At 59.6% G+C, this 23,257-nt stretch carries 23 protein-coding genes; 10 read left to right on the forward strand and 13 right to left on the reverse strand.

Annotated features, from left to right (window positions below):
- Positions 1 to 17 precede the first annotated feature (17 nt).
- The gene (locus WBQ96_RS12760) at positions 18 to 725 is read right to left on the reverse strand and encodes a Tim44/TimA family putative adaptor protein (protein ID WP_336550453.1); all 708 of its coding nucleotides are present in this window, start codon (positions 723 to 725) and stop codon (positions 18 to 20) included.
- Between the two features lie 188 nt (positions 726 to 913).
- Here WBQ96_RS12760 and WBQ96_RS12765 point away from each other — a divergent pair, with 188 nt between their 5' ends.
- Positions 914 to 1,402: an FxsA family protein gene (locus WBQ96_RS12765; protein WP_336550451.1), complete on the forward strand. Its 489-nt coding sequence runs from the start codon at positions 914 to 916 to the stop codon at positions 1,400 to 1,402.
- A 114-nt stretch (positions 1,403 to 1,516) separates the two neighbouring features.
- Complete coding sequence (secB, locus tag WBQ96_RS12770; RefSeq protein WP_165120205.1) at positions 1,517 to 2,023, forward strand: protein-export chaperone SecB; 507 nt, start codon at positions 1,517 to 1,519, stop codon at positions 2,021 to 2,023.
- Between the two features lie 67 nt (positions 2,024 to 2,090).
- Here the strand turns inward: secB and dnaQ are convergent, their stop codons facing one another.
- The 5 genes from dnaQ to WBQ96_RS12795 are packed head-to-tail and all read right to left on the reverse strand — an operon-like array spanning position 2,091 to position 5,738.
- Complete coding sequence (gene dnaQ / locus WBQ96_RS12775) at positions 2,091 to 2,795, reverse strand: DNA polymerase III subunit epsilon (RefSeq protein ID WP_336550448.1); 705 nt, start codon at positions 2,793 to 2,795, stop codon at positions 2,091 to 2,093.
- A 53-nt stretch (positions 2,796 to 2,848) separates the two neighbouring features.
- Positions 2,849 to 3,454 carry a dephospho-CoA kinase gene (gene coaE, locus WBQ96_RS12780; protein ID WP_336550446.1) on the reverse strand — a complete coding sequence of 202 codons (606 nt, stop codon included), beginning with the start codon at positions 3,452 to 3,454 and terminating at the stop codon, positions 2,849 to 2,851.
- A complete protein-coding gene (locus tag WBQ96_RS12785; protein ID WP_336550444.1) occupies positions 3,451 to 4,290 on the reverse strand; it encodes a shikimate dehydrogenase in 840 nt (279 codons plus the stop codon). Before WBQ96_RS12785 ends, coaE begins: the two co-directional genes overlap by 4 nt.
- Positions 4,283 to 4,882, reverse strand: a complete 600-nt coding sequence (locus WBQ96_RS12790; protein ID WP_336550442.1) for a Maf-like protein — start codon at positions 4,880 to 4,882, stop codon at positions 4,283 to 4,285. Before WBQ96_RS12790 ends, WBQ96_RS12785 begins: the two co-directional genes overlap by 8 nt.
- Positions 4,883 to 4,916: 34 nt before the next feature.
- Positions 4,917 to 5,738, reverse strand: a complete 822-nt coding sequence (locus WBQ96_RS12795; protein ID WP_336550440.1) for a pyruvate, water dikinase regulatory protein — start codon at positions 5,736 to 5,738, stop codon at positions 4,917 to 4,919.
- A 397-nt stretch (positions 5,739 to 6,135) separates the two neighbouring features.
- Here WBQ96_RS12795 and hemE point away from each other — a divergent pair, with 397 nt between their 5' ends.
- The 3 genes from hemE (at position 6,136) to rho (ending at position 9,138) form a co-directional block, all read left to right on the forward strand.
- Positions 6,136 to 7,170, forward strand: coding sequence for a uroporphyrinogen decarboxylase (gene hemE, locus WBQ96_RS12800; protein ID WP_336550439.1), 1,035 nt, complete (start codon positions 6,136 to 6,138; stop codon positions 7,168 to 7,170).
- Positions 7,167 to 7,709, forward strand: coding sequence for a protoporphyrinogen oxidase HemJ (hemJ, locus tag WBQ96_RS12805; RefSeq protein WP_336550436.1), 543 nt, complete (start codon positions 7,167 to 7,169; stop codon positions 7,707 to 7,709). Before hemE ends, hemJ begins: the two co-directional genes overlap by 4 nt.
- A gap of 163 nt (positions 7,710 to 7,872) precedes the next feature.
- The gene (gene rho, locus WBQ96_RS12810) at positions 7,873 to 9,138 is read left to right on the forward strand and encodes a transcription termination factor Rho (protein ID WP_205826809.1); all 1,266 of its coding nucleotides are present in this window, start codon (positions 7,873 to 7,875) and stop codon (positions 9,136 to 9,138) included.
- Positions 9,139 to 9,144: 6 nt separating this feature from the next.
- Here the strand turns inward: rho and WBQ96_RS12815 are convergent, their stop codons facing one another.
- A complete protein-coding gene (locus WBQ96_RS12815; RefSeq protein WP_336550433.1) occupies positions 9,145 to 11,169 on the reverse strand; it encodes a thioredoxin domain-containing protein in 2,025 nt (674 codons plus the stop codon).
- 61 nt (positions 11,170 to 11,230) lie between these two features.
- Here WBQ96_RS12815 and mnmE point away from each other — a divergent pair, with 61 nt between their 5' ends.
- From mnmE to WBQ96_RS12840, 5 genes are all read left to right on the forward strand, one after another.
- Positions 11,231 to 12,553, forward strand: coding sequence for a tRNA uridine-5-carboxymethylaminomethyl(34) synthesis GTPase MnmE (gene mnmE, locus WBQ96_RS12820; protein ID WP_336550431.1), 1,323 nt, complete (start codon positions 11,231 to 11,233; stop codon positions 12,551 to 12,553).
- Between the two features lie 152 nt (positions 12,554 to 12,705).
- Complete coding sequence (mnmG, locus tag WBQ96_RS12825) at positions 12,706 to 14,583, forward strand: tRNA uridine-5-carboxymethylaminomethyl(34) synthesis enzyme MnmG (RefSeq protein ID WP_336550430.1); 1,878 nt, start codon at positions 12,706 to 12,708, stop codon at positions 14,581 to 14,583.
- Positions 14,580 to 15,212: a 16S rRNA (guanine(527)-N(7))-methyltransferase RsmG gene (rsmG, locus tag WBQ96_RS12830; protein ID WP_336550428.1), complete on the forward strand. Its 633-nt coding sequence runs from the start codon at positions 14,580 to 14,582 to the stop codon at positions 15,210 to 15,212. The genes mnmG and rsmG overlap by 4 nt, the downstream gene beginning before the upstream one ends.
- Before the next feature lie 36 nt (positions 15,213 to 15,248).
- On the forward strand, positions 15,249 to 16,046 hold the full coding sequence (locus WBQ96_RS12835) for a ParA family protein (RefSeq protein ID WP_165120217.1): 798 nt from the start codon (positions 15,249 to 15,251) through the stop codon (positions 16,044 to 16,046).
- Positions 16,047 to 16,079: 33 nt separating this feature from the next.
- Entirely contained in the window at positions 16,080 to 16,955 is an 876-nt protein-coding gene (locus WBQ96_RS12840) for a ParB/RepB/Spo0J family partition protein (protein WP_336550426.1), read from the forward strand.
- A 30-nt stretch (positions 16,956 to 16,985) separates the two neighbouring features.
- Here WBQ96_RS12840 and holA read toward each other — a convergent pair whose 3' ends face one another.
- The 6 genes from holA to WBQ96_RS12870 all read right to left on the reverse strand — a co-directional run bounded on the left by holA (position 16,986) and on the right by WBQ96_RS12870 (position 23,159).
- Entirely contained in the window at positions 16,986 to 18,044 is a 1,059-nt protein-coding gene (gene holA, locus WBQ96_RS12845) for a DNA polymerase III subunit delta (RefSeq protein ID WP_336550424.1), read from the reverse strand.
- A gap of 74 nt (positions 18,045 to 18,118) precedes the next feature.
- Positions 18,119 to 18,898, reverse strand: a complete 780-nt coding sequence (locus tag WBQ96_RS12850; RefSeq protein ID WP_336550422.1) for an ATP-binding cassette domain-containing protein — start codon at positions 18,896 to 18,898, stop codon at positions 18,119 to 18,121.
- Positions 18,895 to 19,698, reverse strand: a complete 804-nt coding sequence (locus tag WBQ96_RS12855) for an ABC transporter ATP-binding protein (protein WP_336550420.1) — start codon at positions 19,696 to 19,698, stop codon at positions 18,895 to 18,897. Before WBQ96_RS12855 ends, WBQ96_RS12850 begins: the two co-directional genes overlap by 4 nt.
- A complete protein-coding gene (locus tag WBQ96_RS12860; protein ID WP_336550418.1) occupies positions 19,695 to 20,525 on the reverse strand; it encodes an ABC transporter permease in 831 nt (276 codons plus the stop codon). The genes WBQ96_RS12855 and WBQ96_RS12860 overlap by 4 nt, the downstream gene beginning before the upstream one ends.
- The gene (locus WBQ96_RS12865; protein WP_336550415.1) at positions 20,522 to 21,508 is read right to left on the reverse strand and encodes an ABC transporter permease; all 987 of its coding nucleotides are present in this window, start codon (positions 21,506 to 21,508) and stop codon (positions 20,522 to 20,524) included. The genes WBQ96_RS12860 and WBQ96_RS12865 overlap by 4 nt, the downstream gene beginning before the upstream one ends.
- 40 nt (positions 21,509 to 21,548) lie before the next feature.
- Positions 21,549 to 23,159: an ABC transporter substrate-binding protein gene (locus WBQ96_RS12870; RefSeq protein WP_336550412.1), complete on the reverse strand. Its 1,611-nt coding sequence runs from the start codon at positions 23,157 to 23,159 to the stop codon at positions 21,549 to 21,551.
- Between the last annotated feature and the right edge of the window lie 98 nt (positions 23,160 to 23,257).

Genomic DNA, 23,257 nt, shown 5'->3' on the forward strand with positions numbered 1-23,257 from the left:
CGGCTCCCGCAAAAGGCTCAGTCTTCTTCTTCGGTGGCGACGAGCTTCCAGTTCGGGTCACGCGAGCGGGTGTCACGGGCGAAGGTCCAGACGTCCTTGACCTCGGCCACAGTCTCGGGATCGCCGTCGATCACCTCGCCGGCCTTGTCGCGCGTGGCCGAAATCAGCTCGCTGACGATGCGTAGCGTGATATGCGCCTCGCCATTCTTCATCTCGGCCGAGACGATATCGGCCTTGTCGATGCCGACGAAGGACGACTGGATCTTTTCCGAGCGCCCTTCGCGGTCGGAAATCGCGGCGACAAAGCCATCATAGACTTCGCGCGAAAGCAGGTTTTTCAACGTCTTGCGGTCGCCATCGGCATAGGCCATCACGATCATCTCATAGGCCATCTTGGCGCCATCGACGAAGGTTTTCGGCTCAAAGGTCTGGTCGCCGTCCTTGATCGCGCGCAAGCCCTTGTTCAGGTCCGTGCCGGGCTTGGCGAAGGCGTCGATTGCCACATAGGCTTCGTCATTGTCTGCGGAAACCCGTTTGCGCGGCAGGGAAACGACATTTTCAGGTTTCGCCGAGGCGTCCTTGTCGCTGCGGGTCCGCCCGGCCGTATAGGGGTCGAAGGGCGGACGCTCATTGCCTGTGCGGCGGCCGAGCACATTGCGCAGCTGAAAGAAGATCACGACAGCCGCGATCAGAAAAAATATCGTGCCGAAATCGAAAAATTCCATGTCTTTCGCCACTAGTCCTTTGTCTTCGGCCGGCAACACCGCCGTTTCGCCGCATTCCGCGCTTCAATCCATGCATATAGAACGCATGTCGCCATCATTCAAATCAAAGGCATGCATACCTATCTATCGTATAATGTGCCAGCATCCGGTGCTGGGCATTTTGATGCAACCTTAATATTGGCGGGCACGTGCGGGTTTCCCTCATTCCTTTGTTTCTTCTTCTGCTCCCCCTGATCGAAATCGCCGGTTTCGTGGTCGTCGGGCGCCAGATCGGCGTTCTGCCCACTCTGGGGCTTACCATCGCCACCGGAATCGCCGGCGGCATGCTGATGCGCTATCAGGGTTTCAGCGTTCTGGCGCGTATTCGCGCCGAAATCGAGGCCGGGCGCGACCCCAGCCGTACCCTCGCCCATGGCGTGATGATCCTGGTTGCCGGCCTTCTGCTGCTCATTCCGGGCTTCGTGACGGATATCGTCGGTATATTGCTGTTTGTTCCGCCGATCCGTGACCTCGGCTGGCGCTTTCTCAATCGTCGGGTTAATTTTTCGACGGATTTCGGCAGAATGGGTGGTTTCCCTCGGGACGGCAGGCGCGAGAAGACCATCGATCTCGACGAAGACGATTACACCAAAGGCCCCGATCCACGCTCGCCGTGGCGGCAGATCGGCGACGATTGATCCGCCAAACAGCCTGAAACCGGCAAAAACTTGTGTTGGCAAGAACACCATGCTAGCCAACGCACGATTTCAATCCGGGCCGCCGGGCGGCTGAAGCAAAGAGGATCATGGCTCATGGCCAAGAACGACAATGACGCCGCGGGCGCTGTGAGCAACGGAAACGGCAACAACGGCGTGCAGCCTTCGCTGAACGTGCTTGCCCAGTATGTGAAGGACCTTTCCTTCGAAAGCCCCGGCGCGCCGAATTCGCTGCGCGGCCGCGACAAGGCTCCCGGCATCGCCATCAATGTCAACGTCAACGCCAATCCGCTTTCGGACAAGGAATTCGACGTCAACCTGTCGCTGACGGCCAAGGCTGCCTTCGACAAGGACGTGCTGTTCAATGTCGAGCTCGTCTATGGCGGCGTCTTCAAGATCGAAGGTTTCCCGCAGGAGCACATGCTGCCGCTCCTGTTCATCGAATGCCCGCGCCTGCTGTTCCCGTTTGCCCGCCAGATCATCGCCGACGCAACGCGCAATGGCGGCTTCCCGCCGCTGATGCTCGACCCGATCGATTTCGCGCAGATGTTCCAGCAGAAGATGGCCGAGGACCAGGCTGCCGCCAAAGTCCAGGTCAGCTGATTTCTTCAGCGAAACCAATTGAAAAACCCGGCCTTGCGCCGGGTTTTTTCGTTTTCAGCTCTGTTTTTCAATTCTCTTGGAAATTTTGCCAGATGGCTTTTTCGCCGAGATCGGCGATCAGCCGCATATGCGCGGCACGTTCGGCGTCCGTCAGGCGGGGCGGCAAAGGTTCGGGACGCGGCGCGATAGAAATCTCGATCTGAATTTCGGTCGTGGCGTCCGACCTTGTTTCCATGCCCGCGTCCAGAACAAGGGCTGTCTGCTTGCCGCCGATGAGCTCGATATAGACTTCAGCCAGAAGCTGCGAATCGAGCAAGGCGCCGTGAAACGTGCGGTGGCTGTTGTTGATGCCGTAGCGCCGGCAGAGTGCGTCGAGCGAATTCGGTCCCATCGGGTGCTTGCGCCGCGCCAATGCCAGCGAGTCGATGACACGGTCCGAACCGATCGCCGGTTGGCCGAGGCGGGCAAACTCGGCATTGATGAAGCCCATGTCGAAATTGGCGTTGTGGGCGACCAGCTTGGCGCCTTCGATAAATTCCATGAACTTTTCAGCAATTTCCGGAAAAGCCGGCTCGTTGGCCAATCTTTCATTACTGATGCCGTGGACAGCCAGCGCCTCGGCGTGAACGGCGCGTCCTTGCGGATTGATGAAGACGTGAAAGGTCTTGCCGGTCGGGAAGCGGTTGATGAGCTCGACACCGCCGATTTCAATGATGCGGTCCTCGCGGGAATCGAGGCCCGTGGTTTCCGTATCGAAAATGATCTCGCGCATTCGAATCACCACTCCTTGACCAAGCATGGCCCCGACCGAAAATCCCGGCAAGGTCAGGCTGCTGGCTGTCCCGGCATTTCCTTGGTTAGCGTGGCGATAATTTCTTCGACCGATTTTTTCGCGACTTCCAGGCCCTGGCCTGTGTCGATGATGAAATCGGCCAAGCTGCGTTTCTCGGCATCCGGCACCTGTTTTGCCAGAATGCTGGCGAATTTTTCCTCGGTCATGCCGGGCCGGGCAAGCACGCGTTGCCGCTGTATATCCGGCGGTGCGGTCACCACCGCTACCTTGTCGACACGATTGCGGCCGCCGGTCTCGAACAGCAGTGGAATATCGAGCACCGCCAGCGGCACTCCGGCCGCGCGGTGCCTAGCCAGAAAGGCGTCGGCATCGGCGCGCACCAGTGGATGGATGATCGTCTCGATCTTCTTCAGCGCTTCCGCGTCACCCAGAACCTGACGCGCGAGCAGCGTGCGGTCGACAACGCCGTCCTTTACCGTTCCGGGAAACGCCGCCTCTACCAGGGGTGCGGCCTTTCCGGCATAAAGGCGATGGACGGTTTCGTCGGAGTCATGCACCGGAACGCCGGCATCGGCGAACATCCTTGCGGTGGTCGACTTGCCCATGCCGATCGACCCGGTCAATCCCAGCACGATCATTTGGCACCCAGATCCGAAACGATGAGGCCGCGCAGTTCCGGCGTGACCGTTGGCCTGACGCCGAACCAGCGCTCAAAACCCGGAACCGCCTGATGCAGCAACATGCCGAGGCCGTCGACGGTTTTCAGTCCGCGAGCCCGCGCGGCAGCAAGCAAGGGCGTTTCCAGAGGCACATAGACGATGTCGGTGACTATGGCATGGTCCGGCAGCCGGGACGGATCGACCGGGATTTCGGCATTGCCATGCATGCCGAGCGCTGTCGTGTTGACCAGAAGCCCGGCATCGGCGAGCAGTTCATCGACCGCCGCAAAGGGGTGGGCCGAGACGGCCTTGCCGAAATGATCTGCCAGTTCGACCGCGCGTTCGACCGTTCGATTGACGACGCGGATATCGCGAATTCCGCTTTGCTTCAGCGCGTGAATGACCGCGCGGGATGCTCCGCCGGCGCCCAGCACCACTGCGGTTCCGGCTTTCGCCCAACCTGGCGCATAGTCATCGAGATTGGCGGCAAAGCCATGCGCATCCGTATTGGTACCGCAAAGCAGACCGTCCTCGAACCACAGCGTGTTGACCGCTCCGATCTCTTCCGCGGCGTTGTCTCGCCGGCCGACAAGGCGAAACGCTGCTTCCTTGTGCGGGATGGTGACATTGCCGCCGGCAAAGCCGCTTTCTTTCAGTTCGCCCAAGAAGCTTTCGAATTTCTGCGAGGACACGTCGATAGCATCGTAGGAACCGGCGATCCCGTATTGCCTAAGCCAATAGCCATGGATTTTTGGCGAACGCGAATGGGCGATCGGATGACCGCACACGAACGCTTTAACAGTGCGATCAGCCATCGATCGCTCCGAGTTCGCGAAGCTTCGCCAGAAGCGGCAGCAGCGGCAGGCCGACAATGGTGAAATAGTCGCCGTCGATCTTTTCGAAGAGCTGGATGCCTTCGCCTTCGATCTGATAGGCACCGACGCTTGCCAGCGCCTTGTCGCCGACGCTCGCCAGGTGGCGGCCGATAAAGGCGGGATCGAGCTTGCGCATGGTCAGCCGCGCGATGCTGACGTCACGCCATAGCGTTTCGCCATCGCGCACCAGCACGACGGCGCTGTTGAGCTGATGCGTCTTGCCGGAAAGATCGAGCAGATGGCGGCGCGCGTCTTCCTTGTCGCGGGGTTTATGGAAAACACGGTCGCCCAGCGAAAGCGTCTGGTCACAGCCGATCACGAGTGCCCCGGGGTGGCTTTCGCTGACATTGATCGCCTTGGCTTCTGCCAGGATCGACGCGACGTCTTCGGGCGTCGCACCTGTTCCTTCGAGCGGCGCCTCAAGCGCCCTCTCGTCGACATCGGCCGGAATTGCGGTGAATTCGATGCCGGCATTGGCCAGAAGCGCCTTCCGGAACGGGCTTGCCGAAGCCAGTATGATTTTCGCTGCCATGCAAACCTCGGTCGAAGTGAAGGTCGCGCTTCGACTAGCGCGTCTTGCCGCGCAGGGCAACGATTGCGGCCGCCGTTTCCTCGATGGAACGGCGGCTGACATCGATCATCGGCCAGTTGTGGCGCGTGCAGATCTGCCGTGCATAGGCGAGTTCTTCGGTAATTGACGCCCGATCGACATAGTCTTGCGAATCGTAGCCGGTGGTCGTGCCGAGCACCCGATTCTGACGGACCTGCGAGACCCTCTCGGCAGTGGCAACCAGGCCGACGATGAGCGGTTTCTTGGCTTCAGCCAGGTTCTCCGGCAGCGGCACGCCGAGAACAATCGGAATGTTGGCAGTCTTTATGCCGCGATTGGCCAGATAGATGCTGGTCGGCGTTTTGGACGTCCGCGATATGCCTATAAGGACGACGTCAGCCTCATCGACGTCGCCGGGCAGCTGGCCGTCATCATGTTCCATGGTGAAATTGAGCGCATCGATGCGGCGGAAATATTCGGCGTCCAGCACATGCTGCGCGCCGACGCGCCGGCCGGCCGGCGTGCCAAGATAGGATTGGAAAACGGCAAGCACCGGCTCCAGCACGGAAACGCAAGGCAGGCCCATTTCGGCGCAGCGCGCATCGATCTGGCCGGCAAGGTTCTGGTCGACAAGCGTGTAGAGCACGATGCCGGGCTCCTCCTCGATATCCTCGAACACCTTCATCAGTTGCTTGTCGGTGCGGATGAGCGGGTAGATGTGCTCGATCGCCCTTGCGTCCTTGTATTGCGCCGACGCCGCGCGCCCCGCTGCCAGCAGCGTCTCGCCGGTAGCGTCCGAAATCAGGTGGAGATGGAAGAAGCTCTGGGGTTTATTCACAAGGCGCGCCCGGTTCTGTGGTCAAATGTGGATAAGCAGGGCGTTTGCCCCTCTCGGCCAGAGCGGACTGTATCAGAAGCCAGCTTGTCCACAATTCGCCCTGCTGTCTGTTTCGTTTTCGCGGCAAGGAGGGTTATGGGGATAAGTCGAACAAGCCTCAAAGGATTGTCGGTGCCCTGAAATTTTCAGCCTATCAAGGCTTTGTAATTCCTAGCTGAAATCTATTCGTCCCCAGAGTTTTCCAATTTACATCGAAATTGGCGCGACAATATGCTTTCTGGTTGCGGAGGCCCGTTCGGGGATAAGTCGCAATTCCCGATTCCAACAGAGTCTAAGAATCAGAAGACTCTTTTCATAGAATTTATATTTATAGAAAGAGCTGGGAGGATAACGCTCTATGCCTGCGCAACGCGTCATGCTGGACGTCCTGAAAGGCGAGACAGCTTCTCCGCCTCCGCTCTGGATGATGCGGCAGGCTGGCCGATATCTTCCCGAGTACAGGGAGCTCAGGAAGAAGGCCGGAAGCTTCCTCGATCTCTGCTACAATCCGGACTTCGCAGTGGAAGTGACATTGCAGCCGATCCGCCGTTTTGGCTTTGATGCGTCGATCCTGTTCTCCGACATCCTCGTCGTGCCTCATGCGCTTGGCCGCGACCTTCGCTTCGAGGAAGGACGAGGACCGCTGATGACGCCGATCACGGCATCCGAGATCGCAAACCTTGACGGATCGAATTTCCATGACCATCTGAAGCCGGTCTACGAGACGGTAAAACATCTTCGCACCGAACTCCCTGAACAAACCACATTGATCGGCTTTTGCGGCGCGCCGTGGACGCTTGCGACCTATATGATCGCCGGCCATGGAACACCCGATCAGGCACCGAGCCGGCTTTTCGCCTATCGAGAGCCGGAGGCAATGACACGCTTGCTGTCGATCCTCTCGGACTATTCGGCCAGGTACCTCATCAAACAGATCGAAGCCGGCGTGGACGTCGTCCAGATATTCGACAGTTGGTCAGGCGTTCTCGATGAAGCCTGTTTCGAAGCGTTCTGCATCAGGCCGGTTGCGGAAATCGTGGAGAAGGTACGCGCGGTCTATCCCGATGTTCCGATCATCGGATTCCCGAAGGGTGCCGGCCACCGCTATTCCACATACCGCGAAAAGACGGGCGTCACAGGTCTCGGACTGGATTGGACGGTTCCGCTGTCCCAGGCGCAGTCCCTACAGGCCGGTGGGGCTGTGCAGGGCAACCTCGATCCATTGCGGCTCGTAGCCGGCGGGCGGGCCCTCTCCGAGGGCGTGGACGCTATCCTGAAGGCATTGGGCACTGGGCCGCTGATCTTCAACCTTGGCCATGGTATTACGCCGGAAACGCCTATCGAACATGTCGAGGCAATGATCCGGCAAGTCAGGAGCTTTTCAGGGCAATGAGTGCTGAAAGCGAAAAAGTTTCGCCGAGCGGTGGGCAGGTGATGAAGCGGGCGGGGATAGCGATCGGCATCTTCGCCGTTCTGACGGGATTGCTGTTCTATTTCGCCCCGGAAAATCTCTATCTCTGGGCCAAGGCCGTGCACGTGATTGCCGTCATCTCGTGGATGGCCGGGATGCTCTACCTGCCGCGGCTGTTCGTCTATCACGTCGACGCCGAACCTGGTTCCGTCCAGTCGGAAACCTTCAAGGTAATGGAGCGGCGTCTGCTGCGCGCGATCATCAATCCGGCGATGATCATTACCTGGGTATTCGGCCTGTGGCTTGCCTGGAAAGGCTTTGGCTTCTCGGGTGGCTGGCTGCATGCCAAGATCGCTGCGGTTGTCGCCCTGTCGGGCGTGCATGGCTATCTCGCTGGTGCGGTTCGCCGTTTCGCCGAGGACCGAAACACCAAACCGGCGCGCCATTGGCGGATGATCAACGAGATTCCGACGGTCTTGATGATAATTATCGTCATTCTCGTCATCGTGAAGCCATTCTGACCGCTTCGATCCCATGAAATCGTACCTTGCTCTTTGCCGGACAGCCGGATAAAAGACAGGTCTTCCTTCCCGCCATGCGCCGTCCCCACTTTCACCTTGACCGCGCCCGGCGCCCATCGCATTCGCCGATATTTTTCCCCTTTATCCAATTCAGAGTCCGTCTATGCAGGAAATGAAACTCCAGGAGTTCAAGAACAAGAAACCGACCGATCTCATTGCGTTCGCCGAAACGCTCGAGGTCGAGAACGCCAGCGTCATGCGCAAGCAGGAGCTGATGTTCGCCATTCTTAAGAAGCTCGCGGCGCAGGACATCGAGATCATCGGTGACGGCGTCGTGGAAGTGCTGCAGGACGGTTTTGGTTTCCTTCGCTCCGCAAATGCCAACTATCTGCCGGGCCCGGACGATATCTACATCTCACCTTCGCAGATCCGGCGGTTTTCGCTGAAGACCGGCGATACGGTCGAGGGTCCGATCCGCAGCCCCAAGGAAGGCGAACGCTATTTCGCGCTTCTCAAGGTCAACACGATCAATTTCGACGATCCGGAAAAGATCCGGCACAAGATTCATTTCGACAATCTGACGCCGCTCTACCCGACGGCGCGCCTGAAGATGGAAGTCGAGAACCCGACCACCAAGGATATCTCGCCGCGCGTCATCGATCTCGTGGCGCCGCTCGGCAAGGGCCAGCGCGCCCTGATCGTCGCGCAGCCGCGCACCGGTAAGACCGTGCTGCTTCAGAACATCGCCCACTCCATCACCACCAATCATCCGGAATGCTATCTGATCGTTCTCCTGATCGACGAGCGGCCGGAAGAAGTGACCGACATGCAGCGTTCGGTGAAGGGCGAGGTCGTTTCCTCGACATTCGACGAGCCGGCGGTGCGTCACGTTCAGGTCGCCGAAATGGTCATCGAAAAGGCAAAGCGCCTGGTCGAGCATGGCCGCGACGTGGTCATCCTTCTCGATTCGATCACGCGCCTTGGCCGCGCCTACAACACCGTCGTGCCGTCATCCGGCAAGGTTCTGACCGGCGGTGTCGACGCCAACGCCCTGCAGCGCCCCAAGCGCTTCTTCGGTGCTGCGCGTAACATCGAGGAAGGCGGCTCGCTGACGATTATCGCAACCGCGCTGATCGATACCGGCAGCCGCATGGACGAAGTCATCTTCGAAGAGTTCAAAGGTACGGGCAACTCGGAAATCGTGCTCGACCGCAAGGTCGCCGACAAGCGCATCTACCCGGCGATGGATATCCTCAAGTCCGGTACGCGCAAGGAAGACCTGCTGGTCGCCAAGCAGGATCTCCAGAAGATATTCGTCCTGCGCCGCATTCTGGCGCCGATGGGAACGACCGACGCGATCGAATTCCTCATCGACAAGCTCAAGCAGACCAAGACGAACACCGATTTCTTCGACTCGATGAATACCTGATCGGCTTCATCGTTTCGGACGCAAGGCCCGCGCTAGTTCATCAGGGTCGGTAATAATCGGAAGACAGACGGGGCCGGTGCATAGAAATGCGCCGGCCTTTGTCGTTGGCGGATAGGCACCGCCAGGCAGGCTTGGCAGGCTGTCTTCGGCGCCGACGGGAATGACGAGGTCGACGCGCCTGGGATCCGGCCATCGATTCGCCACCGGAATAAATTTCGGATCAGTCAGATCATCGATGATGACGAGCTTGATCGGGCTGATCACCAGCGCGCAGGCATTGACGATTCCGGCCTGGCCATATTGCTGGCGTGAAGCGCGGCCGGCTGCATGTTCTGCAGCGCGCCAGGCCTTTTCCTGGAGTTGTACGTCACCGCCGGCATCCGCCACCCTGATCATCGCCTCGATGATCTGGCCGGTTGCCGAGGGGATTGCCTCGTCGATGTCACCGCGGATTCTGATCGGGACATCGGTGCTGTCCGATGCCGTCAGGTAATAGCCGTTGCCGGCGCTGTCGGCATACCATCGGTCCAGCTGATCGAGAAAAGACCTTGCCCGTTCGATGTAAGCGACCTCACCGGTTGCCTCAAACAGCGAAACCGCTGCATTGGCCATGGCGGCATAGTCGCTCGACAGCGCAGGATAGAGTTTGCGTTCGCCAAGTATGGAATGTGGCAGTCGGCCATCAGCGTCCGCGTGCCCTGCTATGAACCCGAAGGCTCTCGCAGCTGCCGCGATCCAGTCCGGGCGAGACAAAGCGCGGCCCGCCTCGGCAAGCCCTGTAATGGCAAGGCCGTTCCAATCGGCCAGCACCTTGTTGTCACGGCCGGGACGAATGCGTCGTTCCCGTGAAGTCAAAAGCCCGAGTTTGATCGCATCGACTTCCGCGCGGTGTGCAATGGCATCGTGGCTTTGCGCCGGGGTTTGACAGATGATCGGCTTGCCTTCCCAGTTTGACGGGGAGGCAAGAGTGAAGTTATTGAAAAACAAAGATGAATCGTTTCTGAGCGTGCTTTCGATCTCGGTTCTGTCCCAGGTGTAGAAAAGCCCTTCCTCACCTTCGCTATCCGCATCCAGGCTCGACGCAAAACCACCGCCCTCGACGGTCATTTCGCGCAGGAGCCAGGCAACGGTTTCTTCGATTCGTATCCGGAACAATTCATTTCCGGTTTCGGCAAAGGCCCAGTTGGCCATGCGCAGCAATTGAGCATTGTCGTAGAGCATCTTCTCGAAATGCGGCACCAGCCAGTCGCCGTCTGTCGAATAGCGCGCCAGCCCGCCGCCGACATGATCGTAGATGCCGCCACGCAGCATGTGTTCCAGGCTGGAGACAACCGCGTCGCGGTGCATTTCATTTCCGTTCCGCAGCCAGCTTAGCCATAGCGTCTGTATGAAGGGCGCATTGGGAAACTTCGGCGCGCCGCGTAGCCCACCGGCTTGATGGTCGATCATGCCGTAGATGCCGTCGGCGAGCGTTGTCAGGGGAGTGCCGTCGATTGAGGAGGATGCGTGGTTGGCTGCAAGCCTCGCCTCGACGTGATCCGTCAGTTTGTTGGCGCTTTCGGTAAGGCTTTGCTGTTTCTCGCGCCAGGCCTTGTCCACGGCCTCAAGAACCTGGATGAAACCAGGCCGGCCATAGCGCGGCTCCTTCGGGAAGTATGTGCCGCCCCAGAACGGCTTGGCGTCTGGCGTCAGGAAGATGGTGAGCGGCCAGCCGCCCTGCTCGCCCATAGCGGTAAGAGCCGCCATATAGATCTGGTCGATGTCGGGCCGTTCCTCGCGATCAACCTTGATATTGACGAACAGCCGGTTCATGACGGCGGCGACATCTTCGCTTTCGAAGCTCTCGTGCGCCATCACGTGACACCAGTGACAGGCGGCGTAGCCGACCGAAAGCAGGATAGGCCTCTGCAATCGTTTGGCTTCGTCCAAGGATTGTGGCGACCAGGCCCGCCAATGTACGGGATTGCCGCTGTGCTGACAAAGGTACGGGCTGGTTTCGTTCGATAACAGGTTTTCAGCAGGAAGATTCACGGAACCACAATTCGATGCGAGAGGATTTTTTGAAGCCTACGGCGCATAAGGAAGGCAGGCAATGATATTCCAGGACTCGATCGTTGCGCTTTCCAGTGGCCATCTGCCGTCGGGAATAGCCATTATCCGAATTACCGGCCCAAAGACTCGATTCGCCCTCGAAACGATCAACGGAAGCGTGCCGAAACCGCGCTTTGCGCATTATGGAAAATTCCGGTCGCGGGATGGATCGGTACTCGACAGCGGGATTTCCCTTTTCTTTCCCGGGCCGAAGAGCTTCACAGGCGAGGATTCTGCCGAATTTCACGTCCACGGCGGACGCGCAGTGGTCTCGGCCATGATGCAAGCGATAGGAGAACTCGACGGATTTCGACAGGCGGAGCCGGGCGAATTCACGCGGCGCGCCTTTCTCAACGGTAAAGTCGATCTTGTCGAGGCAGAAGCCCTGGCCGATCTGGTCTCCGCAGAGACTGAAGCGCAACGGCGATTTGCGGTACTGAACAGCGAGGGACGCCAGAGCGAACTCTATCAGGCCTGGCGCACGCGCTTGATCCATGATCGAGCGATGATCGAAGCGGAGATGGATTTCTCCGACGAAAGCGACGTACCGGGCTCGGTTTCGTCGGCCGTTTGGGCCGATATCGATTTGATGATCGAAGAGATCGAGCTACATCTGCAGGGTTTTCGGAAGGCCGAAATCATCAGGGATGGCTATGACGTGGTCATAGTCGGGGCACCGAACGCTGGAAAATCAAGCCTTCTTAATGCTTTGGCGCGACGGGACGTGGCGATCGTCACCGATGAACCCGGGACGACGCGCGACCTTGTGGAGGTCGCGCTCGAACTGGACGGCGTTAAAGTCCGGCTTACCGACACGGCCGGTATTCGCGAGACGTCCGGAAAAGTCGAGTTGATTGGCATTGAGAAGGCTCGGCAAAAGATATCCGCTGCAGACGCCGTGCTTTATCTGGAGGATCTTGGTGATCCCAAGCGGCTTGGGGCTGATGAGATACCCCCCGGCTCGATTCGTATTGGTACGAAGGCGGATCTCTCGAAGGATCATATTGAAGGAAATGCGTACGACATTCTCGTCTCGACCGAGACTGGTGAAGGGATCGTCGCGTTGCTTGCGCTTCTTTCCGATCGCGCAGTCGTCGAGATTGGCCCCGCCGGCGATATACTGCCATCCAGGCAAAGGCATGTGGAATTGTTGCGCGCCACGGCGGATTTCCTGCGAAGCTGCAGCAGCCTGCCAGCCGCAGATCTGGAACTTCGCTCTGAGTACCTCCGTTTGGCGTCAGATCGCCTGGGCAGAATTTCAGGCGCTGTGGATCCCGAGGATCTGCTGGATGTGATATTCTCGCAATTCTGTATAGGGAAGTGACTCACGTGAAACATATGCCGCTGCGTGACTCACGTGAAACACGCCTCGGTAGACGAACCCTGTTTCACGTGAAACATTATTGCGCGCCTGCGTCTTTCCCTTGACAGATTGGTCGAATGCAAACATGGGTTTCCGCATTCTGGAGCAGTGCAATGGACAATAGCTACGACGTGATCGTTGTTGGCGGTGGACACGCCGGCTGTGAAGCCGCGAGCGCATCGGCGCGCGCCGGTGCGAAGACAGCATTGGTCACGCTTTGCGCTGACACCATCGGCGTCATGTCCTGCAATCCGGCGATTGGTGGTCTTGGCAAGGGGCATCTGGTTCGGGAAATTGATGCGCTCGATGGGCTGATGGGACGCGTGGCCGATGCGGCCGGTATCCAATTCAGGCTTCTCAACCGAAAGAAAGGTCCGGCGGTTCGCGGCCCCAGGACGCAGGCTGATCGCAAACTTTATCGGCTGGCCATGCAGTCGGCGATTCAGGAGCAGCCCAATCTTTCGGTTATCGAAGGCGAGGTTTTTGACTTTGATATGGATGATGGCGGCATTAAAGCCGTGCAGTTGGCGGATGGCCGTAAGCTTCGCTGCAGCGCAGTCGTACTCACGACAGGCACATTCTTGCGCGGCTTAATCCATATCGGTGAGCGAAAGTTTCCTGCCGGTCGCATGAATGAGCAGGCGTCGGTTGGCTTGTCGGCAACCATGACCCGGGCAGGTTTCCGCCTGGGGCGACTGAAAACTGGTACTCCTCCCCGGCTGGATGGACGGACGATCGATTGGTCTGGCCTCGACATGCAGGCTGCGGATGACCAGCCGGTGCCGTTCTCCCTGATGACGGACAAGATCGTCAATCGCCAGATCGATTGCGGGATTACGCGCACGACAGCACAGTCTCATGACGTCATTCGAAAGAATCTCGGTCGATCCGCAATGTATTCGGGATCCATAGAAGGGATCGGTCCGCGTTACTGCCCATCCATCGAGGATAAGATCGTCAAGTTTGGCGATCGCGAGGGCCATCAGATATTTCTAGAGCCGGAAGGCCTGGACGACGATACCATTTATCCCAATGGCATTTCGACCTCTTTGCCTGAGGATGTGCAGCTGGAGTTGCTGAAGACAATCCCGGGTCTTGAAGAGGCTGTGATGCTTCAGCCTGGCTATGCCATCGAGTATGACCATGTCGACCCGCGCGAGCTGGAACAGACGCTTGAGACAAAGCGTGTACGTTGTCTGTTTCTGGCTGGTCAGATCAACGGTACCACAGGCTATGAAGAAGCTGCGGCCCAGGGTTTGGTTGCGGGATTGAATGCCGCACGCAGAGCCGCGGGCGACGGCGAGGTCATATTCAGCCGTACCGAGGCCTATATTGGCGTGATGATCGACGATCTCACTAGTCGCGGTATCAGCGAACCCTACCGAATGTTTACGTCGCGGGCGGAGTTCAGGCTTTCGCTGCGTGCTGACAATGCCGATGAGCGCCTGACGCCAAAAGGTTTGCAATTGGGGATTGTCAGTGACGGTAGGGCTCAACGTTTCGGAGTCGTCTCTGATGCTCTCTCCCGAGCACGTAATCTTGCGCAATCCATCGAGATTACGCCAAACGAGGCACGCCGGCATGGTCTGGCTGTCAACATGGACGGTGTCCGCAGGTCGGCCTATGATCTTCTTTCATACCCCGACATGACGCTTGATCGCCTGGCGGAGGTTTGGCCGGAGCTCAGGGAAGTCGACTCCGGCGCAGCCGAGGCGCTTGAGATAGAAGCGCGATATGCAGTTTATCTGGATCGCCAGTGTAGCGACGCAATACAAATCCGCCGCGAAGAGGAACGGTTGATTCCTTCCGATCTCGGATTCGATAGCGTGCCCGGCCTTTCGAACGAGCTTAAGCAGAAACTGCGCGAACGGCGTCCGCGCTCTGTCGCGGACGCCCAACGCATTGATGGAATGACTCCCGCAGCGCTGGCTATAATCGTTTCTCACATTCGCCACGCGGAAAGCAGCGCGCTAAAGAAGGGTGCCGCGTGAATTCTGGAGCATTTGAAGAACTTCTTCGCGTGGCAGGCCCTGTTTCACGTGAAACCTCTCAGCGCTTGTTGTCCTTCGAGACGCAGTTCCGGAGATGGGCGCAGCGAATAAATCTGGTGGCGCCGTCCACGCTGAATGATGTCTGGAACAGGCATGTTTTGGACAGCGCGCAACTTGCACGTCTTGATTCGGATGCGAAAAACTGGGTTGATCTGGGGTCTGGAGGCGGCTTTCCAGGCCTTGTTATGGGATTTTTGCTTATGGACAGAGACGGTGCCAGCATCGATCTCGTGGAAAGCAACCGCAAGAAAACCTCGTTCCTGCAGGCAATTGTCGGTGAATTCGGCCTGCCGGCGCGTATCCATGCCAAGCGAATCGAAGACACTTATGATAAGATTCGCGATGTCGAGGTGGTCACAGCCAGGGCGCTTGCCCCTTTGCATGTGCTTCTGGGTTTCGCAGAGCCTTGGCTTGCAAACGGTGCAAAGGCGCTTTTTCACAAAGGGCGGGATTACCGCACGGAGATCGAAGAAAGCGCTAAACTGTGGGTGTTCGACCTGATAGAACATCAAAGTGTAGTCGATCCGCAGAGCGTCGTTCTTGAAATACGGAATCTGCGCCGGGTTTAAATGAAATTGGGCGATAGGTTCATTCCAGAAATGATCATGATGACCGGACCCCGCATAATCACGATAGCAAACCAGAAAGGCGGCGTCGGCAAGACGACCACCGCAATCAATCTGGCGACCGCGCTTGCCGCGATCGGCGAGCAGGTTCTCATTGTAGACCTCGACCCTCAGGGTAATGCCAGCACCGGGTTGGGTATCGATCGCCGCGAACGAAGCGTATCGTCCTATGATGTGCTGACAGGCGCGATGACGCTGGACGAGGCTGCGGTCCAGACTGCGGTGCCTGGGTTATCGATCGTTCCCTCGACACTGGACCTTCTCGGTGTGGAAATGGAAATCGCCGGTGCGCCGGACCGCGTGTTGCGCTTGCGCAATGCGGTTCGCGCTTCTGCAGAGCGCACAAACAAATTCTCCTATGTCCTGATCGACTGCCCGCCGTCGCTGAACCTGCTGACGCTGAACTCGATGGCAGCGGCCGATTCGGTACTTGTGCCGCTGCAATGCGAGTTCTTTGCGCTGGAGGGTCTCAGCCAGCTGCTGGAAACGGTCGAGCAGGTCCGTCAGTCGATCAACCCCTCGCTGACGATCCAGGGTATTGTGCTGACGATGTATGACGGCCGCAACAATCTCGCCAATCAGGTGGTTGAGGATGTGCGCGCGCATATGGGTGAGAAAGTCTATGAGACGGTTATTCCCCGCAATGTTCGCGTTTCGGAGGCGCCGTCGCATGGCAAGCCGGCAATTCTCTACGACCTGAAATGCTCCGGCAGTCAGGCCTATCTGCAACTCGCTTCCGAAGTCATTCGCCAGGAACGCAAATTGCGTGCGGCGTGAAACGATTCGATATCGAAATAATCTGGAAAAGTGATGAGTGAAGATCTTTCGAAGAAACGGCTTGGACGCGGACTGGCTGCCCTCATAGGCGAAATCGACAAGCCCGCGACGCCGGCGCAGCAGCCGGTATTTTCGGACAGGCACGTGCCGATCGAATTCGTGACGCCAAATCCGAAGAACCCACGGCGTCATTTCGGTGAAGCCGAACTCACGGATCTTGCGCAGTCCATTCGCGAACATGGCGTCGTCCAGCCGGTGGTCGTGCGACCAGCCGTTGGCCAGCAGGGCCGCTATGAGATCATTGCCGGCGAACGCCGCTGGCGCGCAGCGCAGCGGGCCGGGCTGACCGAAATTCCGGTGATCGTGCGCGATGTCAACGACCGCACGGCGCTTGAGCTGGCGATCATCGAGAACGTGCAGCGCACCGATCTCAACCCGGTCGAGGAAGCGCTTGGCTATCAGCAGCTGATCGACGACCACAGCTACACGCAGGCTGATCTCGGCCAGGTCATAGGCAAGAGCCGCAGCCATGTCGCCAATACGCTGCGGCTGCTGAAGCTGCCGGATGTGATCCGCGACATGCTGGTTGACGGCGCCTTGTCGGCGGGCCATGCCCGCGCCCTGGTGAGCGCTGCCGATCCTGCCGGTCTTGCCAAGCGGATTGTCGAGGAAGGGCTGTCGGTTCGCCAGGCTGAGGCTCTGGCACAGTTGCCGGCTGAAACCCTGCATGAGGCGAAGGCTTCTATCCCAGTCGAGAAGGATGCCGATACGCTTGCGCTGGAAAAGCTTCTTTCCGACGTGACGGGCATGAAGGTCGGCATTCAGCACAAGAACAAGGGCGGCGAGGTGCGGATTGCGTATCGGACGCTCGAGCAGCTCGACGATCTTTGTCGCAGGCTAAAACACTGATCTTATTGGTTTTTGTTATATATTAGCCGGCTAACCACGAGTTCTCGTACGCTGGGAAAGGCGTGCGCTTTCAACTGCGATGCCCAGCAGCGCCTGACGCGCAATGGCAGTAGAAAGATCGGGCCGGCGGCGGGTCTGCAAGACCGCCTCCTGTAGCCGGGCAAGCGCGCGCGAAAGCGCTTCGCCGCTCCAGCGTTCCACAGCATTCTCTACGATCTTGCGCCGGGAAAAGAAGATCGGCGGGCGAGCATTGGCGACGATCGCTGCCGCGTTGCGCGCGCCGTTGCTCATTGCTCCGCGCATCAGATGGATTGCCTGAAACTGCCGCATGGCAGCAGCCAGAAGCAGGAACGACTGGCTGCCGGTCAGGGCATGGCGCGTGAAGACGGCATCGAACTCCTCGATCTTGCCTTCGAGGATGGCATCGACGGCGTCGTCGAAGGACAGGCCGGAGACGTCGCCGATCATGGCCTTGACGTCCTCCAGCTCGATCTGCTTGCGGCCCATGGCATAGAGAGCGAGCTTCTGGACCTCGCCACGCGAAGCGAGCCTGTCGCCGCCGAGATTTCGGCGGAGGGCCTGCCGGGCCTCGAGGGTCAGGGACAGCCCTGCCTTCTGCATTTCCTCGTCGATAACGGCGTCGATGCCCTTGGCTTCGTCGGCATAGCAGGGCAGCGCCATGGCCCATTCGCAGGCCTCGACAGTCGTGCGCAGGGCCGCATTCTTCTTCAGCTCGCCGGCCTCGATCAGGATGATGGCATCGCGCGGCGGCTCGGCGCACAATGCCTTCACATCGTCCGCCAGGCCCTTCTGGCCGGTGGCGTTGCGCACCCACAAGAGCCGCCGCGACGAGAACATCGGCACGGTGAGTGCTTCATCGAGCAGGCGTCCCTCATCCTTGTCTACTTCCGATCCGTCGAGGCGGACCACGGAAAACGGATCGTCGAGCGGTAGTTCGGTTCGCGCGGCATAGGCACGCGCACGTTCCGCGACGAGCCCGCGATCGGGACCGTAAAGCAGGACGATGGCCGTCTGCGGATTGGGCCGCGCCAGCCAGGAATCGACTTCGTGTGCTTTCTTCTGTGCCATCCTGTCCGGTTATCACGTTGGCGGCCGCTGATGAACTGGGAATCCGAGTTGAGCCTGACCGTGCGGCTCCGGTTTCAGCCGCGGCGCAGGAGTTTTGGCGTCGCCGCGACCAGAGCCTTGCCGATTACCGACTTCGGATTGGCCACGACTTCGGCGGCAGGCCCGGTCTCGATGATCCTGCCAGCATCCATGATGGCCACGCGATGGGCGATCGAGCGGACGACGCCCAGATCATGCGAGATGAAGAGGTAGGCGATGTTTTCCGCTCGTTGCAGGTCGAGGAGCAGTTCGAGAATTTGTCCGCGAACAGAGACATCGAGCGCGGACACGGCCTCGTCGAGAACAATCAAGGTCGGCTTGGTCGCCAGCGCCCGTGCGATCGCCACGCGCTGACGCTGTCCGCCGGAGATTTCGTGGATGGCACGGTCGCGCAGGTTCGGGCTTAGTCCAACGCGTTCGAGCAGTGAGGCGACGATCTTGGGACGGTCGGTGCGGCCGACGAGATCATGAATGCGCAATGGGTCGTCCAGCACCCGCGTGACCGTCGCGCGTGGATTGAAGGCGGCAAGCGGGTCCTGGAAGACCATCTGCAGCTTTGCCCGTCTGGCACGAAGCCGAGCGCCGTGCTGGGCAAGAAAATCCTCGCCTTCGAAATGGATGTTGCCGGCATCGGGTTCGATCAGCCTCAAAATGGTGCGGGCCACCGTCGACTTGCCGCTGCCGGACGGGCCGACCAGCGCCAGTGTCTCGCCCTGCCCGATTTCAAAGCTTACATTGTCCAGCGCGACGACAGTCTTGCCACCGCGGCTGAAGCGCTTGTGCAAACCAGAGGCGACGAGGAGCGGCGCCGTCATGAAAGCTTTCCCGCTTCGGCTTTTCTCCACAACGGTTCAGCATTGAGGCCCATATGAGCGTCCAGAAGCTGGCGCGTGTATGCCTCCGCCGGTGCCGTGACGATCCTGTCGGTGCCACCTATTTCGACCAGGCGCCCATAGCGAAAGACTGCGATGCGATCGGCGATTTCCGACGCGAGCGCGATGTCGTGGCTGATGAAGAGCAGCGACATGCCGTCTTGTGTAACAAGCTCTTGGATCAGTTTGACGATCTCCGCCTGAACGATGGTGTCGAGCGCGCTGGTTGACTCGTCGGCGATCAGCAAAGCAGGTCTGGCGGCTATTGCTTCGGCGATCGCCACGCGCTGTCTTTGTCCGCCGGAGAGCTGATGCGGAAAGGCGGACAGAGCGGAAGCAGGATCGGGCAGGTGCACACGGTGGAGAAGTTCTTCCGCATGCTTGTATGATTGACGCCAGCTCAAGCAGAGATGGGTATAAGCGACCTCGGCGATCTGCTCGCCGATGGTCAGCACCGGATTGAGACTGGAGGCCGGGTCCTGGAAGACAAAACCGATATCGCGCCCGTTTTGCGGCTGCCGTCCAAGTCCGGGCCAGTCGATGCGCCCTGCAATCTTTGCTGATGCTGGAAGCAACCCCGCGATGGCGAGCGCCAGTGTGCTCTTGCCCGAGCCACTTTCGCCGATAATCGCCAGCCTCTCACCAGTACGGATTTCCAGTGAGATGTCGCGCAGCGCTTCGACCTCGGTCCCATTACTGCGGTAGCTTACCCCGAGCTCTTGCAGGAACACGCGCGGCGTCATGAACGGCCTCGCCGAACGGCAGTGGTTTCCACCGCGCCCTCGCCTGCGAGATAGACGCCTAAAACGGTCAGCACCAGAGCGATGCCGGGTATGATCGACAGGAAGGGTGCCGAGCGCAGCACGGTGCGCCCCTCGGCGATCATGCCACCCCAGGTGACGCGGTTGGGGTCGCCGAGGCCGAGAAAGGAAAGCGCTGCCTCCGTCAGGATTGCAGCTGCGACAATGACCGACGACAATGCCAGAACCGGCGGAAGCGCGTTGGGCAGGATTTCGCGAAAGGCGATCTCGAGTGGATGCATGCCGATAACCCTGGCACTCGCGACATAGTCGCGTTCGCGGATCGAAAGCACTTCGGCCCGGGCAATGCGCGCGGGGCCCGTCCAGGTGCCGAGCGCGATGGCCAGCACGACGACGAAAAGTGAGGGGCCAACCACGCTGACGAACGCCAGCGCCAGCAGAAAGCCGGGTACGGTCTGGAAGGCATCGGTGATGCGCATCAAAATCTCATCGACCAAGCCACCAGCGAAGCCAGCCAAGGTTCCGACGATCATTCCCACGATGATTGCCGTAGCTGCCGAGGCAAGCCCGACGGCGAGCGAAGTTCGCGCACCGTGAAAGAGACCGGAGAGCACGTCGCGGCCAAGCCGGTCGGTGCCAAGCGGCAGCGACCAGTCCAGAAATGGACGCAGCAGCGCCGGTCCGGCGATCGAGAGCGGGTCGCGTGGAAAGAGCAGTGGTGCAATGAGCGCCATGACGACGAGCACGCCCAGGATCACAGTGCCAATCACGGCCTCGGGTGAACGCAGGAGCCGGCGAAAAGAGTTCACGCGGCCTCCTCGCTCGCGCCGACACGGGGATCGAGCACGGCATAGAAAATGTCGACGGCAAGATTGATGACGATGACCAGGACCGCGCAGACGAGAATGATACCGAGCAGCAGCGGCGTATCCCGCGAGCTGACCGCTTCCTGCGCCAGCCTGCCCAAACCCGGAACGGAAAAGACGCTTTCGATGACGACACTGCCGCCGAGCATCGCCGCCGATTGCAGCCCGAGCATGGTGACGAGCGGCAGAAGCGCGTTGCGAGCAACATGACGAAGAACGATGCGGCGGCGGCTGAGGCCCTTGGCGCGGGCGGCGAGCACAAAATCCATGCGCCAGACCTCGGCCATGCCGGCGCGCATGATGCGCAGATAGAGCGCAAGATAGATGACGCCGAGCGCCGCAACGGGCAAAGCAAGATGCTGTGCGATGTCGAGCGTTCGGGCAAATCCGGTCTTGCCCGACGCGATGGTCTCGATGCCGCTGCTTGGAAACCAGCGCAGTTGCACCGAAAAGATCACGGTTAGCACCAGGCCGAGCCAGAAGCCCGGGACTGCATAGAGCGCGAGGGAACCGATCGACAGGAAGCGGTCGCGAAAGCTGCCCGGCCGGGCACCTGCAACGATGCCAAGCGCGGAACCAAGCCCGAAGGAAAGTGCTGTGGCGCTGCCCATCAGAAGCAGCGTGTTGGGCAGCCGCTCAAAGATCACATCGCGAATGGGGCGTGAGAAGGTGACGGAGTAGCCGAGGTCGAGATGGGCGAGCGACCAGAGATAGGCGGCAAGCCGCGTGCCTGCGGACTGATCGAGGCCCCAGCTTTGACGCAGGCTCTCAATAAGACCGGCGTCACCGCCGGTCGTGCCGATATAGGCATCAACCGCATCGCCTGGGGCCGCTTCAAGAAGCAGGAAGGTGCCGACAATGACGACCAGCAGCACCGGAATGCTGCCGATCAACCGCCTTCGCAGCAGGATGAATGCACGTCTCACGCTCTGTCACGGACCTTCGAATAGAGAACGTCCGATGATGTCACGTTTCGAGAACAGTGTCCGCCCAGTTCGACACCGCCCAGCGCGGATTGTTCGAGACATTCTTGACCGTGTTTCGGGCGACCGTGATGAAGCCCCATTCGGCCACGTTGATCAGCGGCAAGTCTTCCGCGACCTTCTTCTGGAACTCACGATAGAGCGCTATGCGGGCCTCAGGGTCGAGTGTTTCTGAAGCTTTTGAGATCAGCGCGTCCAGATCGGCATTGGCATATCCGCCCTGGTTGGAGAACGGCACGCCGTCGGGAATGCCGCTTTGGACGAGGATGGTGGTGGAAATCGCAGGATCGCCGCGGAAGACCGGCGGCGCGACGGCAAGGTCGAATGTATGGTCGGTATAGACGGCCTTCTGGTGCGCTGCTGCGTCGTTGTTGACCAACTCGGCATTGATGCCGATTTCGGCGAGCGCCTGGCGCAGATAGTCGCCGAACTGTTTTGTCTCATTGAAGTAGGGAGCCGGCAGCAGCTTCAGTGCGAACCGCGTGCCGTCTGTGCCGCGTTTGTAGCCGGCCTCGTCGAGCAGCGCGTTGGCCTTTGCGACGTCGAAAGCGTAGGTCGGCACATCCTTGGTGTAGAACTGCGGATCGTTCTGCGGCACCGGCCCGGTGGCGGCCTTGGCGTAGCCGAGGAAGATCGTCTTGACGACGAAATCCTTGTCTATGGCATGGGCAATCGCCTGCCTTACCTTCACGTCCGCGAGTTCCTTGCGGCGATGGTTGATCTCGACGACGAGCTGATAGGTCAGGGCTTCATAGCCTTTGGAGATCACCTCGATGCCCGGCACCTTCGAGATCCGCTCCAGATCGGCAAGCGGCACGGCGGAGAAGGCGGCGAGATGGATTTCCTCGGCCTCCAATGCGCCGGCAGCAGCGGCGCGGTCGGGCAGGACGCGATAGACGATCTCGTCGAGATGCGGCTCGCCCTCGCCCCAATATTTGTCATTGCGCTCAAGCCGGTAATATTCGCCCGGTTTGTGCTCGGCGAATTTGAAGGGGCCGGTGCCGATCAATGCGGTGTTGGCCGGATTGTCGGCGATCTCGCCTTTCTCATAGACATGCTTCGGCACGACGCTGGTCAGAGCCGGAAGCGCGTTGCGGATGAGCTGGAACGGCGTCGGCTTGGCGAAGCGGAAGACGGCTGTGTGTTCGTCTGGCGTGTCGACGGCTTCCAGATCCTTGAAGACGACGCGGCCAAGGTTCTGCAGCGGTTTCCAGATCTGCAGGGCCGAGAAGGCGACATCAGCGGAGGTGAACGGCTTGCCGTCATGCCAGGTGACGTTTTCGCGGAGCTTGAAGGTTACTGTCAGGCCGTCGCTTGAGCCCTCCCAACTGATGGCGAGGCGTGGATCAAGCCCGTCCTTGCCGTCGAAGGAGGCTTCGGCCAGCGGCTCGACAACTTTGCTGGCGACGAAGAACACGCCGTTGGAGGCGACAATCGCGGGATTGAGATTGCGCGGCTCAGAATCTGCGGCGACGATCAGCCGTCCGCCTTTCTTCGCTTCCTGCGCCCGAAGAACGACGGGCAGTGCAGTAGAGGCAAGCAGGAAAGCCGAGCCGGCAAGTACGCCGCGCCGGGAAATCGTGAAATCTGACATGGCGTTCTCCGTTCTTTTCAACAGCGGATAACCGGATCATCTACCCAGGTTCGAAAACACCTGGCCTTCGATGTCCGCCAACAACAAGATTAGTCGAG

Origin of the sequence: Mesorhizobium sp. CCNWLY176, from assembly GCF_037153935.1 — a bacterium.
GTDB lineage: Bacteria > Pseudomonadota > Alphaproteobacteria > Rhizobiales > Rhizobiaceae > Mesorhizobium_M > Mesorhizobium_M zhangyense.

Coding starts and splice junctions, on each gene's coding strand:
- dnaQ (WP_336550448.1), bottom strand. CDS start 2,795: ATGCGCGAGATCATTTTCGATACGGAAACCACGGGCCTCGATTCCCGC.
- hemE (WP_336550439.1), top strand. CDS start 6,136: ATGCCTGCGCAACGCGTCATGCTGGACGTCCTGAAAGGCGAGACAGCT.
- mnmE (WP_336550431.1), top strand. CDS start 11,231: ATGATATTCCAGGACTCGATCGTTGCGCTTTCCAGTGGCCATCTGCCG.
- WBQ96_RS12760 (WP_336550453.1), bottom strand. CDS start 725: ATGGAATTTTTCGATTTCGGCACGATATTTTTTCTGATCGCGGCTGTC.
- WBQ96_RS12835 (WP_165120217.1), top strand. CDS start 15,249: ATGATGACCGGACCCCGCATAATCACGATAGCAAACCAGAAAGGCGGC.
- mnmG (WP_336550430.1), top strand. CDS start 12,706: ATGGACAATAGCTACGACGTGATCGTTGTTGGCGGTGGACACGCCGGC.
- WBQ96_RS12790 (WP_336550442.1), bottom strand. CDS start 4,882: ATGGCAGCGAAAATCATACTGGCTTCGGCAAGCCCGTTCCGGAAGGCG.
- coaE (WP_336550446.1), bottom strand. CDS start 3,454: ATGATCGTGCTGGGATTGACCGGGTCGATCGGCATGGGCAAGTCGACC.
- WBQ96_RS12855 (WP_336550420.1), bottom strand. CDS start 19,698: ATGACGCCGCGCGTGTTCCTGCAAGAGCTCGGGGTAAGCTACCGCAGT.
- WBQ96_RS12850 (WP_336550422.1), bottom strand. CDS start 18,898: ATGACGGCGCCGCTCCTCGTCGCCTCTGGTTTGCACAAGCGCTTCAGC.
- WBQ96_RS12840 (WP_336550426.1), top strand. CDS start 16,080: ATGAGTGAAGATCTTTCGAAGAAACGGCTTGGACGCGGACTGGCTGCC.
- holA (WP_336550424.1), bottom strand. CDS start 18,044: ATGGCACAGAAGAAAGCACACGAAGTCGATTCCTGGCTGGCGCGGCCC.
- hemJ (WP_336550436.1), top strand. CDS start 7,167: ATGAGTGCTGAAAGCGAAAAAGTTTCGCCGAGCGGTGGGCAGGTGATG.
- WBQ96_RS12785 (WP_336550444.1), bottom strand. CDS start 4,290: ATGGCTGATCGCACTGTTAAAGCGTTCGTGTGCGGTCATCCGATCGCC.
- secB (WP_165120205.1), top strand. CDS start 1,517: ATGGCCAAGAACGACAATGACGCCGCGGGCGCTGTGAGCAACGGAAAC.
- WBQ96_RS12870 (WP_336550412.1), bottom strand. CDS start 23,159: ATGTCAGATTTCACGATTTCCCGGCGCGGCGTACTTGCCGGCTCGGCT.
- rho (WP_205826809.1), top strand. CDS start 7,873: ATGCAGGAAATGAAACTCCAGGAGTTCAAGAACAAGAAACCGACCGAT.